16 protein-coding genes are annotated in these 16,385 nt (G+C 47.0%); 15 read left to right on the top strand and 1 reads right to left on the bottom strand.

Features of this window, described 5'->3' with window-relative positions:
• The first annotated feature begins 74 nt into the window (after positions 1-74).
• The 7 genes from L3C95_RS31010 to L3C95_RS30980 are packed head-to-tail and all read left to right on the top strand — an operon-like array spanning position 75 to position 6,820.
• Positions 75-683 (top strand): TetR/AcrR family transcriptional regulator, encoded by a 609-nt coding sequence (locus L3C95_RS31010; RefSeq protein ID WP_236394389.1) that lies wholly within the window; start codon positions 75-77, stop codon positions 681-683.
• Positions 684-735: 52 nt separating this feature from the next.
• Positions 736-1,977: a TolC family protein gene (locus L3C95_RS31005; protein ID WP_236394387.1), complete on the top strand. Its 1,242-nt coding sequence runs from the start codon at positions 736-738 to the stop codon at positions 1,975-1,977.
• An 18-nt stretch (positions 1,978-1,995) separates the two neighbouring features.
• Positions 1,996-2,928, top strand: a complete 933-nt coding sequence (locus tag L3C95_RS31000; protein ID WP_236394385.1) for an HlyD family secretion protein — start codon at positions 1,996-1,998, stop codon at positions 2,926-2,928.
• Between the two features lie 2 nt (positions 2,929-2,930).
• Positions 2,931-3,854: an ABC transporter ATP-binding protein gene (locus tag L3C95_RS30995; RefSeq protein WP_236394383.1), complete on the top strand. Its 924-nt coding sequence runs from the start codon at positions 2,931-2,933 to the stop codon at positions 3,852-3,854.
• A complete protein-coding gene (locus tag L3C95_RS30990; RefSeq protein WP_236394381.1) occupies positions 3,847-4,590 on the top strand; it encodes an ABC transporter ATP-binding protein in 744 nt (247 codons plus the stop codon). The genes L3C95_RS30995 and L3C95_RS30990 overlap by 8 nt, the downstream gene beginning before the upstream one ends.
• Positions 4,591-4,601: 11 nt before the next feature.
• A complete protein-coding gene (locus L3C95_RS30985; protein WP_236394379.1) occupies positions 4,602-5,708 on the top strand; it encodes an ABC transporter permease in 1,107 nt (368 codons plus the stop codon).
• Complete coding sequence (locus L3C95_RS30980; protein WP_236394377.1) at positions 5,705-6,820, top strand: ABC transporter permease; 1,116 nt, start codon at positions 5,705-5,707, stop codon at positions 6,818-6,820. Before L3C95_RS30985 ends, L3C95_RS30980 begins: the two co-directional genes overlap by 4 nt.
• A gap of 68 nt (positions 6,821-6,888) precedes the next feature.
• Here L3C95_RS30980 and L3C95_RS30975 read toward each other — a convergent pair whose 3' ends face one another.
• On the bottom strand, positions 6,889-8,316 hold the full coding sequence (locus L3C95_RS30975; protein ID WP_236394375.1) for a PLP-dependent aminotransferase family protein: 1,428 nt from the start codon (positions 8,314-8,316) through the stop codon (positions 6,889-6,891).
• 574 nt (positions 8,317-8,890) lie between these two features.
• Between L3C95_RS30975 and L3C95_RS30970 the strand changes: the two genes are divergently transcribed.
• The 8 genes from L3C95_RS30970 to L3C95_RS30935 all read left to right on the top strand — a co-directional run bounded on the left by L3C95_RS30970 (position 8,891) and on the right by L3C95_RS30935 (position 16,364).
• Positions 8,891-9,421 carry an ArsR/SmtB family transcription factor gene (locus L3C95_RS30970; RefSeq protein WP_236394373.1) on the top strand — a complete coding sequence of 177 codons (531 nt, stop codon included), beginning with the start codon at positions 8,891-8,893 and terminating at the stop codon, positions 9,419-9,421.
• Positions 9,422-9,491: 70 nt separating this feature from the next.
• Positions 9,492-10,430, top strand: a complete 939-nt coding sequence (locus L3C95_RS30965) for a DNA-3-methyladenine glycosylase family protein (protein WP_236394371.1) — start codon at positions 9,492-9,494, stop codon at positions 10,428-10,430.
• Between the two features lie 315 nt (positions 10,431-10,745).
• Complete coding sequence (locus L3C95_RS30960) at positions 10,746-11,255, top strand: methylated-DNA--[protein]-cysteine S-methyltransferase (protein WP_236394369.1); 510 nt, start codon at positions 10,746-10,748, stop codon at positions 11,253-11,255.
• 572 nt (positions 11,256-11,827) lie between these two features.
• On the top strand, positions 11,828-12,238 hold the full coding sequence (locus L3C95_RS30955; protein WP_236394368.1) for a hypothetical protein: 411 nt from the start codon (positions 11,828-11,830) through the stop codon (positions 12,236-12,238).
• Positions 12,239-12,417: 179 nt separating this feature from the next.
• Entirely contained in the window at positions 12,418-13,824 is a 1,407-nt protein-coding gene (locus L3C95_RS30950) for a pyridoxal phosphate-dependent decarboxylase family protein (RefSeq protein ID WP_236394366.1), read from the top strand.
• Positions 13,825-13,864: 40 nt separating this feature from the next.
• A complete protein-coding gene (locus tag L3C95_RS30945) occupies positions 13,865-14,782 on the top strand; it encodes an EamA family transporter (protein WP_236394364.1) in 918 nt (305 codons plus the stop codon).
• Positions 14,763-15,698: a GNAT family N-acetyltransferase gene (locus tag L3C95_RS30940; RefSeq protein WP_236394362.1), complete on the top strand. Its 936-nt coding sequence runs from the start codon at positions 14,763-14,765 to the stop codon at positions 15,696-15,698. The genes L3C95_RS30945 and L3C95_RS30940 overlap by 20 nt, the downstream gene beginning before the upstream one ends.
• A gap of 108 nt (positions 15,699-15,806) precedes the next feature.
• Positions 15,807-16,364: an NUDIX domain-containing protein gene (locus L3C95_RS30935; protein WP_236394360.1), complete on the top strand. Its 558-nt coding sequence runs from the start codon at positions 15,807-15,809 to the stop codon at positions 16,362-16,364.
• Positions 16,365-16,385: the final 21 nt, after the last annotated feature.

Genomic DNA, 16,385 nt, shown 5'->3' with positions numbered 1-16,385 from the left:
TTTATTTTTGTTTTGGTAGATTAAAATCCCCTCATTACCTTTGTTTAACCAGATGGTTAAATCAAGTAGTTTAAATGGCACAAGAAAGAAATACAGAGGAATTGATCATAGAAGCAGCCAAAAAGATCTTTGTAAAACGTGGTCTGGCAGGCGCGCGTATGCAGGACATTGCAGACGAAGCGGGTATTAATAAGGCGATGCTGCACTATTACTACCGGAGCAAGGAGAAGCTGTTTGAAATAGTGTTCAATGAAGCCTTTTCCAAAGTGTTGGGCAGGTTGGGCAATATCCTGAATCAGGAAATGCCACTGGAGGAGAAGATCAGAACACTGATCGCGCATTATATCACCAACATCGCTGAAACGCCGTATCTGCCAATATTTGTACTGAACGAAATAAATCAGCAGCCGGAGATGATGGTGAAAAGGGTCAGCTCTCAGCCTGCATTTCCCGACATTATGCTTTTTATGAAGGAAATAGTCGAGGCCGGGAAAAAAGGGATCATCAGGGAGGTCAGTCCGGTGCAGTTATTCCTGAACATCGTATCCATGTGCATCTTTCCTTTTGTAGCGCGGCCGCTTGTACAGGGCGTTTTCCTGCAGGACAATGTACAGTTTGATATGCTGATAGAAGAACGTAAAAAACTGGTAGGAGATGTTATAATTTCCTGGTTAAAGCCTTAGGGCTTTTTTTTGAACTGTAATTAACCAAATGGTTAAAATAAATAGTTAGCAAATGATGAAGTATCTCGTATGGGCCCTGCTGTTATGCACAACGCCCGTCATAGCGCAAACACCCCTGACTTTAGAGGATTGTTACCAGCTGGCGCAAAAGAACTACCCGCTTATTAAACAGCGGGAGCTGATCAGCAGGACTGGCAATTATACCGTGGCGAACGCCGCTAAAGGCTATCTGCCGCAACTCAACTTCTCCGGACAAGCTACTTATCAGTCGCAGGTCGTGGAACTTCCCTTTCCCGGCGCTCCTCAATTAAGTAAGGACCAGTACAAGGTACAGGCGGAAGTAACGCAGACCATCTTCGACGGAGGGAACATTCACTATCAGAAGGAGCTGAGTAAGGCCAATACGGCTGTTCAGCAGCAACAACTGGAGGTAAACCTGTACAACATCAGGGACAGGGTGAGCCAGCTCTTTTTCGGCATTCTCCTTATAGACGAGCAACTGCGGCAAAACGAGTTGCGGATGGAAGACATCCGGAGCGGAATACATAAAACAGAAGGAGCGGTGAATAATGGCACTGCGCTCCGCAGCAACCTGGACGAGCTGAAAGCGGAATTACTGAACACCGAGCAGCTGCGCGTTCAGTTAAAGGCCAGCCGGCAGGGCTATTTGCAGGTACTGGCGCTGTTCATCAATCAGCCGCTGGACGATCAGACGCGGTTGACCAGACCCGCGCCTACTACAATGCCAGCAGAGATCCGCCGGCCTGAATTGCTCTTGTACGACTACCAGCAGCGCAGTTATGATGTGCAGGAAAAACAGCTGAAGGTGAGTTACCTGCCTAAGGTCAGCGCTTTTGTACAGGGCAGTTACGGAAGGCCAACGCTGAACTTTGTCAGTAACGATTTTGGCTTCTATGGCCTGGGAGGCATCCGCTTCAGCTGGGGATTGGGTAGTCTTTATACCAATAAGAACAGCCGGCAGATGCTGCGTATCAGCAAACAGGACGTGGAAGTGCGTAAGGAGACCTTCCTGTTCGACACCCGGCTGACTATGACGCGTCAGCAGATAGAAGCAGCCCAGTACAGTGATCTTATCCGTCAGGATGAAGATATCATTGCCCTGCGTACTTCCGTAAAAAAGGCGGCTGTAGCACAACTGGAAAATGGTGTGATCACCTCACATGATTATATCAGTCATGTGAATGCGGAAAACCAGGCCAGGCAAAACCTCATCCTGCACGAAATTCAGCTGCTGCAGGTTCAATACAATAACAGAAACACATCCGGTAACTAATAAATCGTCGTTTGATATATGAAATACTTATCTATTTCCGTGCTCATTTGTTTGCTGGCTGCCTGCTCAGGCAGCGAAACCGAGGCAGATGCTTCGGGCAACTTTGAAGCAGATGAAGTGATCGTGTCTGCGCAACAGAACGGACAGCTCCTGTCATTCACCGTACACGAAGGGGATACCCTCCGCGAAGGTGCAGTAGTAGGACAGATAGACGTCAACGGACTGGCCTTACAGAAGGAACAGGCAGAGGCAACTATCAACGCTTTAAGAGAAAAAACAACAGATGCGCAGCCGCAACTGGCGCTGGTACGTAAACAACTGGCGGTACAGGAATCACAATTGAAACAGTTGCTGCACGAACAGCAGCGTACTGTGAACCTGGTAAAGGCAGATGCTGCCACACCCAAGCAACTGGATGATATCAACGCACAGGTGGACCAGTTAGAGAAACAACTGATCGTCACCCGCCAGCAGCTGACAGTAAATGAAACCAGTGTTGCCGACAAAAACAGGAGTGTGCTGAGTGAAAGGGCACCATTGCAAAAATCACTGGCACGTTATGATGATGAGATCAGGAAAGGTGTGATTGTCAATCCGGTGAAAGGTACTGTCCTGGCAAGATACGCGCTGCAGGGCGAGATGGCGGTAATAGGAAAAGCGTTGTACAAGATAGCCGATACGGATACGCTGCTGCTGAAAGCATACATCACCGGTGCCCAACTGCCGGAGATCAAACTGGGACAGGCCGTAAAGGTATTGATCGATGCAGGAGAGAAGAATTATAAGACTTATCCTGGCGTGATCTCTTATGTTTCCAGTAAGTCGGAATTTACGCCTAAGACCATCCAGACAAAGGAAGAACGCGCCAATCTGGTGTACGCTATCAAGATCCGTGTTCCCAATGATGGTTATCTGAAAATCGGCATGTTTGCCATCACTCAATTCCATTGATCATGGACACTGTTATACTGCAGCATGTCAGTAAATCGTACGTCAAAGATGGACCGCCTGCCTTACAGGATATATCATTCTCTGTAAAAAAGGGAGAGCTGTTTGGGCTGATAGGTCCTGATGGTGCGGGCAAGTCGACCATCTTCCGTATTCTCACCACCTTGCTGCTGTCAGATAAAGGGACCGCTACTGTGGCAGGATATGATGTGGTAAAGAATTACCATGAGATCCGCAGCTGCGTGGGTTATATGCCGGGAAAGTTTTCGCTCTACCAGGACCTGACGATCGAAGAGAACCTGCATTTTTTTGCCACGCTATTTGGTACAACGGTGGAAACCAACTATGCGCTGATCAAAGATATTTATGAGCAGATAGCTCCTTTCAAAAACAGGCGTGCAGGGAAGTTGTCGGGCGGTATGAAGCAAAAGCTGGCGCTCTGTTGTGCACTCATACACCGGCCGGAAGTGCTTTTTCTCGATGAGCCTACCACAGGTGTAGACGCTGTATCCCGCAAGGAATTCTGGGAGATGCTGCAACGCCTGAAAACGGAAGGTATCACGATCGTAGTGTCTACTCCCTACATGGACGAGGCCAGTCTCTGTGAGAGAATTGCGCTGATACAGACCGGGCAGATATTGTCTATCGATACGCCTGCCAATATCATCAAAGCATATCCGGGTCAATTGCATGCGCTAATGGCGCCAAAGGTACATCTGCTGTTGAAGGACACCAGGCAGTACGCAGGCATCGCGCAGTGTTATGCTGCGGGAGATAAACTGCATCTGTCGTTCGAAGAAGAAGGGAAGGATCATCCGGCAGGATTGTTATCCTGGCTGGAAAATAAAGGACACAAGGGTGTTCACATTGAAGCGATCACACCAGATATAGAAGACTGTTTTATTGCTAAAACCAGCATCCATGAGTGAAAAGGCAATCGTCTGTAAAGACCTGACAAAACGTTTCGGCGATTTCGTGGCGGTGAACCACATATCTTTTGACGTTGATCAGGGGGAGATCTTCGGATTCCTGGGTGCGAACGGCGCGGGAAAAACAACTGCCATGCGTATGTTGTGTGGTCTGTCTTATCCAACCTCCGGAGAGGCTGCTGTAGCCGGTTATAACGTGTTCAAGCAACAGGAAGAGATCAAACGTAACATCGGTTATATGAGCCAGAAATTCTCTTTATATGAGAGTTTGACCGTAAAGGAGAACATCCGGTTTTATGGCGGTGTGTATGGCTTGTCGGACAAGCAGCTGAAAGAAAAGGGAGATGAGCTGATCACGAAACTGGGCCTGGAGAAAGAAGCAAAAATGATGGTGGGTAGTTTGCCGTTGGGATGGAAGCAGAAGCTGGCATTCTCAGTAGCTATTATTCATCAGCCCAGGATCGTATTTCTCGATGAACCGACAGGCGGTGTAGATCCTGTTACCCGCCGGCAGTTCTGGGACCTGATATACGATGCTGCCGCCAGTGGTATTACTGTTTTTGTGACCACGCACTACATGGATGAAGCGGAATACTGTAACCGTATTTCGGTGATGGTGGATGGGCGCATTGATGCACTGGACACGCCTGCCAATCTGAGGAAGCAGTTTAATGCCACCTCTATGAATGAAGTATTTTATGCACTGGCGAGAACGGCAAAACGTTCAGCCGATTAAACAATATATACATGAAACAGTTCATGGTATTTGTCAGAAAAGAATTTTACCACGTATTCCGGGACAGGCGCACCTTGCTGATCCTGTTCGGATTGCCGGTGATGCAGATCCTGTTGTTTGGTTATGCGCTGACAACAGAAATAAAGAACGCGGAGATCATCGTGGTAGATCATGCCGGTGATGCCGCTTCACAAAAGCTGACAACGATGATCGCCGCCAGTAAATATTTTGACATCAACGCCAGTGTATTATCTGATGCAGACATTTACAAGGCATTCAAAAAAGGTAAGGTTAAATGTGCGGTGGTATTCCCCATAGGCTTCGGTAACGATCTGCTGCATGGACAGACCGCGCAGGTACAGATCATTGCAGATGCTGCTGATCCGAATACGGCGAAGACCCTGACCAATTACCTTACTGCTATCATCGGCGATTATCAGCAGCAGATCAATCCGACAGCCAATATTCCCATGCGTATTGAGCCAGTGACGCGGATGCTGTACAATCCGGAGATGAATGGTTCGATGAACTTTGTGCCCGGTGTAATGGCCCTGGTGCTGATGATCATTTGTACCACACTGACCTCAGTGTCTATTGTGCGGGAGAAGGAGATGGGGACGATGGAAATATTGCTGGTGTCTCCCTTTAAGCCTACCTATGTAGTATTAGCGAAAGCAGTGCCTTATCTGGCATTATCGCTGATAGATCTCATCATTATTCTGCTGCTGAGCGTATATCTATTGGATATGCCTATCAGGGGAAATATCGTACTGCTGTTCCTGGAAAGTACCTTGTTCATCATCTGCTGTCTTTCACTTGGACTGCTCATTTCCAGTGTTACCCGAACACAGCAGATTGCGATGATGGTATCTATGATGGGTATGATGTTGCCGACCATCTTATTCACCGGCTTTATCTTCCCGCTGGAGAACATGCCATGGCCTTTGCAGCTCATCTCCAACCTGGTGCCTTCCCGATGGTTCTATGTGATCATTAAGGCTGTCATGCTGAAAGGGCTGGGAATGGGGGTGGTCTGGAAAGAAACGCTGGTATTGGCAGGGATGACCACTGCGCTGTTAACGATCAGTATTAAGAGCTTTAAAACACGTCTGTCATGAGAACACTGCGACTATTACTTGAGAAGGAATTTAAGCAGATATTCCGCGATAAGGGGCTTTTACCTATCCTCTTTATAATGCCGATGATCCAGTTGCTGATCATGCCATTGGCGGCCAATTTTGATGTGAAGAATATCAACCTGGTGGTGGTAGACAGGGATCATTCTACCTATACACAGCAGATGGTAACGAAAATAGCTTCTTCCGGATATTTTCACATCACCGGCTATTATACTGATTATGCGCCGGCTATGCATGAAATAGAAAGGGAAAAGGCAGATATCATCCTGGAGATCCCTGCACATTTCGAAACAGATCTCGTGCGGGAGAACAAGGCAGATGTCTATCTTGCTGCCGATGCCATCAACGGTACAAAAGCAGGACTGGGCACTGCTTATCTCAACACCATCCTGGGTGATTTTAACAACGAGATCCGCATGAGATGGTTACCGGCGAAGACTGCTGCGGCAGGCACGGTGGATGTGACTTATTCCAACTGGTTCAATCCGGAAATGAACTACCATCTCTACATGGTGCCGGGCATCCTGGTATTACTGGTGACGATGGTAGGCGGTTTTATTGCGGCCTTGAATATTGTAAGGGAAAAGGAGGTGGGTACTATTGAACAGATCAATGTAACGCCTATTAAGAAATGGCAGTTCATCGTCGGAAAAATGATCCCTTTCTGGGTGATCGGTATGGTGGATTTTACGCTGGGATTGCTGCTGGCGAGGTTTGTGTATGGCGTGATTCCGCTGGGCAGTCTGTTGTTGTTATACAGTTTTCTGGCGATATATCTTGTAGCGTTGCTGGGGTTTGGTCTGTTGATCTCCACGTACAGCGATAATCAGTTACAGGCCATGTTCGTGGCTTTCTTCTTCATCATGATCTTCATGCTGATGAGTGGCTTGTTTGTTTCGGTGGATAATATGCCGCCATGGGCGAAGATGATCGCGCAGCTGACACCGGTTACGCATTTCATTGATGTGGTGAGGATGATCGTACTGAAGGGCAGTCATTTCAGCGATATAAAAATGCAGTTCCTGTATGAGATAGCGTTCGCCGTGGGGTTGAATGGCTGGGCCATCTGGAACTACCGTAAAACAGCATAAATTTTATACAGTATATACAGTTGTAGGTTAAACAGGTGGCCGGGATAGTCTTATCCCGGCCTCACTATTTACGACATCTTTCTGATCAGTCGTCCTAATGTCTTTAAACCTTCATCTATCTGTTTACTCCAGGGATTGCTGAAGCTGATCCGCATACAGTTGTTATAGCGTTCCTGCAGGGAGAAGATCCTGCCTGGTGCGAAGGACACTTTATGTTTTATGGCCTGTTCGTATATTTCGTAAGTATTCACTTTAGGATGTAGTTCTACCCACAGCACAAAGCCTCCCTGCGGGCGTGATACGCAGCAGTCTTCCGGGAAGTATTCCCTGATGGCCTGCAGGTGGCGCATATACTGTGTGTGCAGGTTCTTTCTCATGCCTCTGAGATGGTGCTCATACCTGTCATTCTCCAGGAAGCAGGCGATAGCGGCGCTGGGTAGCGATGGGGAGGATATAGAGTGATGTCTTTTCAGGTTCAGTACTTTCTCTTTATATCTGCCTGGCACCGTCCATCCTACGCGATATCCCGGTGCGAGTGATTTGGAGAATGAATTGCATAGCAGTACCAATCCGTTAGTGTCGAATGTCTGGCATACGCCGGGGCGTTCTTTACCGAAGTACATGTCGCCGTAGATATCGTCTTCGATGAGCGGGATGTTATATTTTTCGAGCAATCTGACGAGTTCCTGTTTGTTGCAGTCAGGCATGCAGGCGCCCAGCGGATTCGTGAAATTGGTCACGAAGAGGCAGGCTTTGATTTTAAATTTCGGGATCGCTTTGTCGAGGTATTCCAGGTCTACGCCGGTACCAGGATGCGTGGGGACTTCCAGCACTTTTAATCCCAGGCTTTCTGCCAATTGCAGGGAGCCGTAATATGCAGGGCTTTCCAGGGCGATGGTATCGCCTGGCTGTGTCACTGCGGAGAGGCAGAGTGTCAGGGCGTCCATGCAGCCGTTGGTGGTCACGATATCGTCTTCGCTGATAGCGCCGCCCCAGAGGATAGAATTCCGGGCGATTTGCCGGCGGAGGTCTGGGTTGCCTTGTACGGGTTCATAGGCGATGCCGGCGTTGGGCGACTTGCGGAGTGCCTGTATCAGCGCTTTGGAAATTTTAGCTGCGGGCAATAATGCTTCCGGTGGTGCTGCTGACGCGAGCCTGGTGATATTCTGCAGGCTCATGTCCTGGGATACCTGTGTGATCATTTCATGCAGCGTCACTTCCGAGGGCTTTTTTACCGCTTCGCAGGCTTTGGGCATCTCCGGCATTCGCCGCGGGCTGAAGATGACGTAATAGCCTGATTTCGGGCGGGATTCTATCAGTCCTTTTGCTTCCAGGTGGTAGTAGGCCTGGAAGGCGGTGCTCATACTCACGCCTTGTTCTTCGCTCATGGTGCGGACGGATGGGAGTTTGTCTCCGATCTTCAATACATCTTTGGAGATGAGTTGTTCCAGTTTGTCGGCGATCTGGAGGTAGAGATGTTCGGCTGTTTTTAACATGATTGATCTGATATGGTTCAAATGTAAGGAAATTACGTCTGATATGGTTGGGGATTTTGGGAGCTACTTTGTGGGGTACTGTGGGGAGGGGTTGTGGGGGATTCGTTTTTTTGAGTAGCTGGCGGTTCCAGGTGGGACCACGGGCTGTATCCCTTTTCGAGTCTTGCTATTGGGCTTTGTCAATCGTGGTTGGCTTTGGGATGGCTATTAAACTCCCGTCAAGCGTGTGAACACTCTACAAGGGATAAGGCCCTTTGGTCTCCACCTGGAAACCGTCGGCTACTTTCGGGGGTACTGTGGGGGAGGGGGAGTACTAGTGTTATTGGCTGTATTTAAAACCTTCAACAATTATGACCATAGCTATGACAATAGTTATGACAATAGCTATGGTAACAGGTGTGACAATAGCTGAGACAATTGCTGTGTGTATTAGCGATATTGTTAGAAAAACTGTTTTCTTTTGTTTCGTATTTATATAGGGACTACGTTTTCTTGCTAAGTTTCTTTATCAAGTGAAGAAATATTTTGCGCAACTAGAAAATTGCATAACTTTATGCAACTAAAAAATTGCATAATGGATGAACTATTTAAAGGTGTAGCTGATCCGGTGCGTCGGGAAATCCTTTCCCTATTACGTTTGCAGCCCTTAAATGTGAATCAGATAAATGAACATTTCGGCGACATCAGCAGGCAGGCGGTATCCAAACATCTGCAGTTTCTGGAGGATAGCGGTTGGATAAAGATCTATCAGGCTGGCAGAGAACGGTATGGATATCTCAATAAAACTGCTTTTTATTCCCTCAAGGAGTGGCTGGATGCTTATCTGAAATGGGGACAGCAATCACTGGAAAATGATCATGGCGTATTCCTGGAAGCTACTGCATATGAGAAAGGCGCTCCCCTGACCCAGCCAGTAATGTTGCAGGCTATGTTGAGTAAGGATAAACAATTCGATGGCCTGTTCTATAATGCTGTACGTACAACAGGTATCTTCTGTAAACCGTCCTGTTCTGCAAATCCACGGCCTGATAATGTGACTTTCTATCTTACAAGAGAAGAAGCGCTGAAGAATGGTTATCGCGCCTGTAAACGTTGCAAGCCGTAAAAGCAGATGAGCGACTATCTTGCTGCATTTGTTTGCCAGTGTTTAAATATCTGATTATTAATAACAATTCATGAGTCAACAAACAGTTGTCAATATACCGGTTACCGATCACGATAATTTTTCTTTTGCAGAATGCCTGGTCTTTCTGGGACGCTCAGAGAAAGAGTGCCTGCATTATGTAGAGGGAGGCGTGGTACAAAAAATGATTGTGTCCAATGGTCAACCCGTATTGATAGAGATTAGTGATGATGCAGCGGCAAAAGGATTGCGTGCTACAGTCAGGAGTGCGGATGCGGGTGAGCGTGAGTTGAGTGGATCGAGCGGAGCAATAAACATCGACGAGGCATACATTCGCCGGTATATCAGTCACTGGTTACATCTGGATGCAGATCTGCGGCCATTCTATGATTTTGCTGCAAAGGATGCTGTATTGGCTTCTCTGGCGGTACGCTATAAGGGATTGAGGCTGATAGGTATACCCGACCTATTTGAGGCCCTGACGTGGAGTATTACAGGACAGCAGATCACATTGGGTTTTGCTTATACGCTGCGCCAGCGATTTATACAGGCATTTGGACATCATGCTGTCATTGACGGGAAAGACCATTATGTATATCCTCATCCATCAGTTATTGCAGCGTTAGAGCCTGCTTCTTTGATTAGTATGCAGTTTTCCCGTAGTAAGGCGGATTACATCATCCGGCTCGCACAATCGATGACCGACGGACATCTGACTGCAGAACAGCTGGAGAATATGGATTATCAGCAGGCCAGAGAGCATCTGATATCCTTTAGGGGCATCGGAAACTGGTCAGCTAATTATGTACTCATGAAATATCATCGCCATCATCAGGCACTGCCATTGGAAGATGCTGGTTTACATAACGCATTGAAATATCAGCTGCAATTGCCCACAAAGCCTTCTCTGACAGATGTAAAGGCATATACACAACATTGGAAAGAGCATGCAGCGTATGCCACGTTTTATTTATGGCGTTCACTTTATTAGTTGACGTGTACTTAAATCAATATCGGAAGCGATATCGGGTGATATTGTTGAAGGAGATAACGGGGGGATAAAGTTGAAGATACAGCTCAGGATATAGTTAGAAGAGATGGTTGGAAGAGATAGCTGAAGGCATATAACAGGCCGGTATGAGCTGACTGCTGTAATCAAATGTGATACAGCGTGATATAATTTACAACGAAAGGAAGACAGGATAGCCGACTAACCGTCTAGCTGGTTGCAGATGTTGAAACCAAAACATTAAACAGATAACGTATAATACAGCGCAATATGATAACATCTCACATACCACCAATAATGTCATCAGATGCCGGACCGGAGATGCCATCGCACATACATACAATGGAAACTCCGGTAGGACCACTTACTATTATTGGTGATACGCGTGCCATCAATACATTGACTTTCAAGGAAGGGTTATCCGCTACACATGATCCTCTACCAGATACATTATTATTATGCAGGGAAGAGCTGGAAGCATATTTTGCAGGAAGTATCCAACAATTTACTTTTCCTATTGCACAGCCTGGAACAGCGTTTCAACAAACAGTGTGGCAACAACTGACGATGATCCCCTACGGCCAGACCATATCATATCTGCAATTGGCAAAGAGGATCAATAATCCTAAAAGCATCCGGGCAGTGGGCACTACAAATGGTAAGAACAGAATAGCGATCGTAGTACCGTGTCACAGGGTGATAGGGAGTGATGGATCGCTTACCGGTTATGCAGGAGGGATCTGGCGTAAGAAATGGCTGTTGGAACATGAGATGAAACAGAAGTTTGGGTCATTGGAGTTATTCTGATTAGAGAAGGTACATGAATGAGAATCGAACCAGGAGCATCAGATATCAAAGAGGGCACTGCCAAGCGGAATTGGGGATGATCCATCCAAATTGTGAACCCGCAAATTGTGTAGAGATTGGGAGTACTAAAGCAGATGTGGTACAGGTGGAATCAAAAGCAGTATTATCAATTGAAAAAAGATTAGGAGTGCTAAAAGTAGAGGATAAGAATGAAGTGCTGAGGAGACTGAATATCAAAGAAAGATAGCGGCATAGAACGTTGAGATAATGAATAAATGTTAGGTGCTGCGATAAAGCAGATGGATATTCAAATGCGATAGACCCGCGATATATGAATTTGGTGCAGAAGGATTGATAGAGAGAGCAAGAGCATTGAAATTCAGCCGGAAATGGAGGCGTCAACATGCAATGATTGCCATTGTCCTAATTATAAAGTAGTCTTACTATTAAACGGAACATTGTGTAGCGGCGGTTTCAGATGGAGATGCAGGGCCTTATCCCTTTGAGCTGCCGATACGCTTGACAGGGGTTTAATAAAAAAAACCAATGCCAAATACGACTAACAAAGCTTAATGGTAGGGAAGCGAAAAGGGATACAGCCCGGAATCTCTCATCTGAAACCGAAGCAACAGCTCCACGTTCAAGATGCTCGATCGCCAAGGAAAAAAGAAGTACCAGCCGAGGTCTCTCATCTGAAACCAAAGCAGCAGCTCCATGTTCAACAAACTCAATCGCCAAGGAAAAAAGAAGTACCAGCCGAGATCTCTCATCTGAAACCAAAGCAACAGCTCCATGTTCAACAAACTCAATCGCCGAGGAAAAAAGAAGTACCAGCCCGAAATCTCTCATCTGAAACCAAAGCAACGACTCCACATTCAAGAAAATTCAACAACCCACTCAAAAAAATATTCCAGACCTCTGGAACAAGCAACCGCACAAAGAAAACAGCCTCCACTCCAACACTGATCCAACTCCAAAAATAATCCGTAAGGAAACAAAACTGCCAAACAAAATAAAACAAAACATTCCGAAACTCTAAACTAATCAAGCTCCGAAATTCCCAATCTGATCTGGTCAAAAATTACAAAACTGAATCTGTTTTATATCCCGAATTTATTCCAATTTTGAAGTCTCGTTCCCATAACAGTTAAATCAACCTCAGATGAATCAGTTATTACGCCAGGATCTAAACCAAGTTGATGCCTTCCTTCAGGAAGTGAAAGACTACAGCGTAGCTTTTTTGTCAAAGATAGACGCACTGCCGGTGAAGGCTGCCAGCGCTGATTTTGAGCGTTTAGAACTACCACGAAAGGGAATGGGAGCACGAAACACATTGTTACAATTCAGCGAACGGTATGGACAACACCTCGCTGGCAACAGCGGCGCAAGGAACTGGGGATTTGTAACAGGTGGTGCAACAGTACCGGCAATAGCCGGCGACTGGCTGACAGCAGTTTTCGATATGAATGCCGCGGATAAGGATACGGCGCCATTACAGATAGAAACGGAAACCATTGCAATGCTCCGGCAGCTGTTCGGGTTGCCGGAAGCATTTTCCGGATGCTTCGTCACAGGAGCTACGATGGCCAATTTTGCAGGCCTCGCCATCGCGAGACAATGGCTTGGAATACAGTTGGGCGTGGACGTAGCCCAGGAAGGAATGGCCGCTTTAGCAAACGCAAAGATCGTCTCCTGCACGCCGCACTCCAGTACGATCAAGTCACTCGCCATGCTCGGATTCGGAAGAAATGCGATCGTGAAGTTATCCAGCTTGCCGGAAAGAGAAGCAATAGACATTGCAGTATTGGAAAATTATCTGAAAACGCGCAAAGGCGAACCACTGATCGTCGTAGCCAGCGCAGGCACCGTCAATACCGTAGACTTTGACGACCTCGCAGCGATCGCCAGACTGAAAAGCGAATATGGCTTCTGGTTACATATAGATGCAGCATTCGGCGCCTTCGCCACCTGTGTGCCGGAATACAGGCATCTGCTGAGTGGCTGGGAAGCGGCAGACAGTATCACTATTGATGCACATAAATGGCTAAACGTTCCTTATGACGCCGCGATGATCTTTACCCGCCATCCGCAACTGCAACTCGATACATTTAAGAATGCAGGCGCTGCTTATCTGGGAGATCCGGCGAAGGACTTTAAATATAGTAACTACACACCTGAGAACTCGCGACGATTGCGTGCGTTACCTGCCTGGTATTCGCTGATGGCATATGGTGCAGACGGATATGCTGATATCGTACATAATAATATTGAGCTGGCACGTCAGCTGGGAGAACTGATACAAGCACATGACGCATTCCGTTTACTAGCGCCCGTCAGACTATGTGTGGTTTGTTTCACATTGAATGTAGCCGACGCAGAGAAGCAGGCCGCGACAGATGCGCTGCTGAAGGCCCTGGATGATAGCGGAAAAGTGATGATGACGTCTACTGTTTACCAGGGAGTGCCAGCTATCCGTGCAGCGTTCGTGAACTGGCGTACAACAGAGAATGACCTCGCTATGGTGTGGGAGGAAATAAAGCAGCAAACAGCAGCGCTGACAGTAAAATAATTGTATAGATATCATTCGTCAACCAAAACAACTTCAGAGTATGAAAAAGTCAAACACGAATGCTTATATGGCATTGGTGGTAGTCAGTATTTTCTGGGGTACCACTTACCTGGCCTCCAGGATCGGTGTACGCCACATGCATGGTCTTATGCTGGCAGGAATCAGGCAGACAATTGCCGGTATGCTTTTAACAAGTTTCTTTCTGCTGAAGGGATATAAGTTTCCGGAGAAGATCGTGCTGTCACGATTGTTCGTTATCGGTGTGATGATGCTCTGTCTGAGTAACGGATTGATCACTTGGGCGATGCAATATATACCCAGCGGACTCTGTGCGATCATTGTAGCAACAGTGCCGATCTGGATCACCATCTTCAGTTATTTCCTGGTGCAACGTACGAAGTTCACCATCCTGCTGGTGGCAGGAATGCTGATCGGATTGCTGGGTGTAGGAGGGATCTTTTACGATTATCTAGCCAGTCTCACGAATCCGGAATTCCGCTTTGGGATCTTTCTGACACTGGTGGCCTGTATCAGCTGGGCGATAGGATCTGTGCTGACCGCTCGCTGGGCGCTAAAGATCAATTTTCTTTATGGCGCAGGATTCCAGATGTTATTCAGTGGTATCGTGATGACGATTGTGGCAACAATGATGGGACAGTCGTTACCGTTGGACGGTTTCAATATTGAATTGTGGGGCAGTCTGCTGTACCTGATCTTTATTGGATCGATATTGGGATATTCCTCTTATGTGTTCGTGCTGAATAATCTGCCGCCTTCCCTGGCATCCGTGTATGCTTATATCAACCCGATAGTAGCCGTGCTGCTGGGCTGGTTGATCCTGCAGGAGCACCTGAACTGGGTAACGGGTATTTCGTGCCTGGTAACGCTGGGAGGCGTGTATATGGTTAACAGAGCGGTCAATAAAAACAAAAAGCAATATGGCACCACTACAAAATAATGAAGTAAGACTGGTTGACTATATACCGGCTTATCAGCCGCATTTCGAGCGACTGAACAAGTGGTGGATAGAAAGGTATTTTACGGTAGAACCGGTAGATGAAGATGTACTTGGCAAGCCTGACCAGCATATTATTGCAAAGGGTGGAGATATCATTTTTGCGATGGTAGGCGAAACAATTGCGGGCACTGTAGCGTTAAAATCAATAGATGCAGAATCGGCAGAAATGACCAAGATGGCTGTTGATGAGGCTTATCAGGGGCACCGGATAGGCTGGAAGCTGGCAGAGGGTATTCTCGACGTCGCCAGAAAGAAGGGATTGAAGAAAGTTGTCTTGTACTCAAATACTAAACTGGTACCGGCACTGAACATGTATCAGAAACTGGGATTCCGGGAAATACCGGTGGAAGAAGGGCGCTACGAGCGCAGCACTATCAAGATGGAGATAGTGTTTGATGAAGAAAACAGACATTATGCGATCGCCGACGGATTAATAAATGCTATAAATACTGCAGTTCCGCTTTTGAGACAAATCCCTGAAACCGTAGCAGCAGAGCGGATTACCCGAGGTAAGTGGAGTCCGAAAGAGATCATCGGGCATCTTATTGATTCAGCAATTAATAATAATGTTCGTTTTATACGATCCCAACAGATATCTTTGTTGGAGATTCCTGGATATGCGCAGGATTTTTGGGTAAAGGGACAAGCCTGGCAGTTCAGCAGCTGGCAGGAACTGATTGATTTATGGGCGGGGATGAATAAACATCTGGCGTTGACTATACGCGCCATACCCGCGGAGGCACTGCAACATCTGATAAAAATTAATGAGAATGAACCTGTCACACTGGAATATGTGGTGACGGATTATTTAGGGCATTTAAAACACCACCTGACTCAGGTGAAAATAATATTATAAAGATACGATTTAGATTTAGGTATGATGTTCAAAAGGTATTTACCGCCGACATCTGGTTGACACCGTCTCGTTTCCAACGAGGCGGTTTTTTTTTGCTTTCTTTGCGATATGGATACACAAACAAATCCCTGGACGATCTTATCCAGTGAAAGGAAATATGATAACCCGTGGATAAGGGTAACAGAACACCAGGTACTGAACCCTTCCGGAGGAAGAGGCATTTACGGCATCGTACATTTCAAGAACGCTGCTATTGGTGTGGTAGCCCTGGACGAAGAAAACCATATCTACCTGGTAGGGCAATACCGGTTTGCATTGGAACAGTTTTCCTGGGAGATCCCCGAAGGGGGAGGCCCCCTGGGTGGTGACCCGCTGGTGAGCGCCAAAAGGGAGTTACTGGAGGAAACCGGCCTGGTAGCCAGTGACTGGACGCCGATCGTGAAGATGCACCTGTCTAATTCTGTTTGTGATGAAGCCGGGGTGGTGTACCTGGCCCGTGGACTGGAGCAAAGAGAGGCGGAACCGGAAGAAACGGAGCAGTTGTACGTGAAAAGGGTGCCTTTCGAGACAGCCTATCAGATGGTTAAAAACTATGAGATCACCGACTCCCTGTCCATTGCCGCCATTCAGAAGATAAAACTGATGATGCTGGAAGGAGAGATATGAATTCCCCAATTGGTATTAAAT

This window comes from Chitinophaga filiformis (assembly GCF_021646545.1).
GTDB classification, from domain to species: Bacteria; Bacteroidota; Bacteroidia; order Chitinophagales; family Chitinophagaceae; genus Chitinophaga; species Chitinophaga filiformis_A.
Note: the sequence above shows the minus strand (reverse complement) of the source record. Positions and strands in the feature narration are given on the sequence as shown.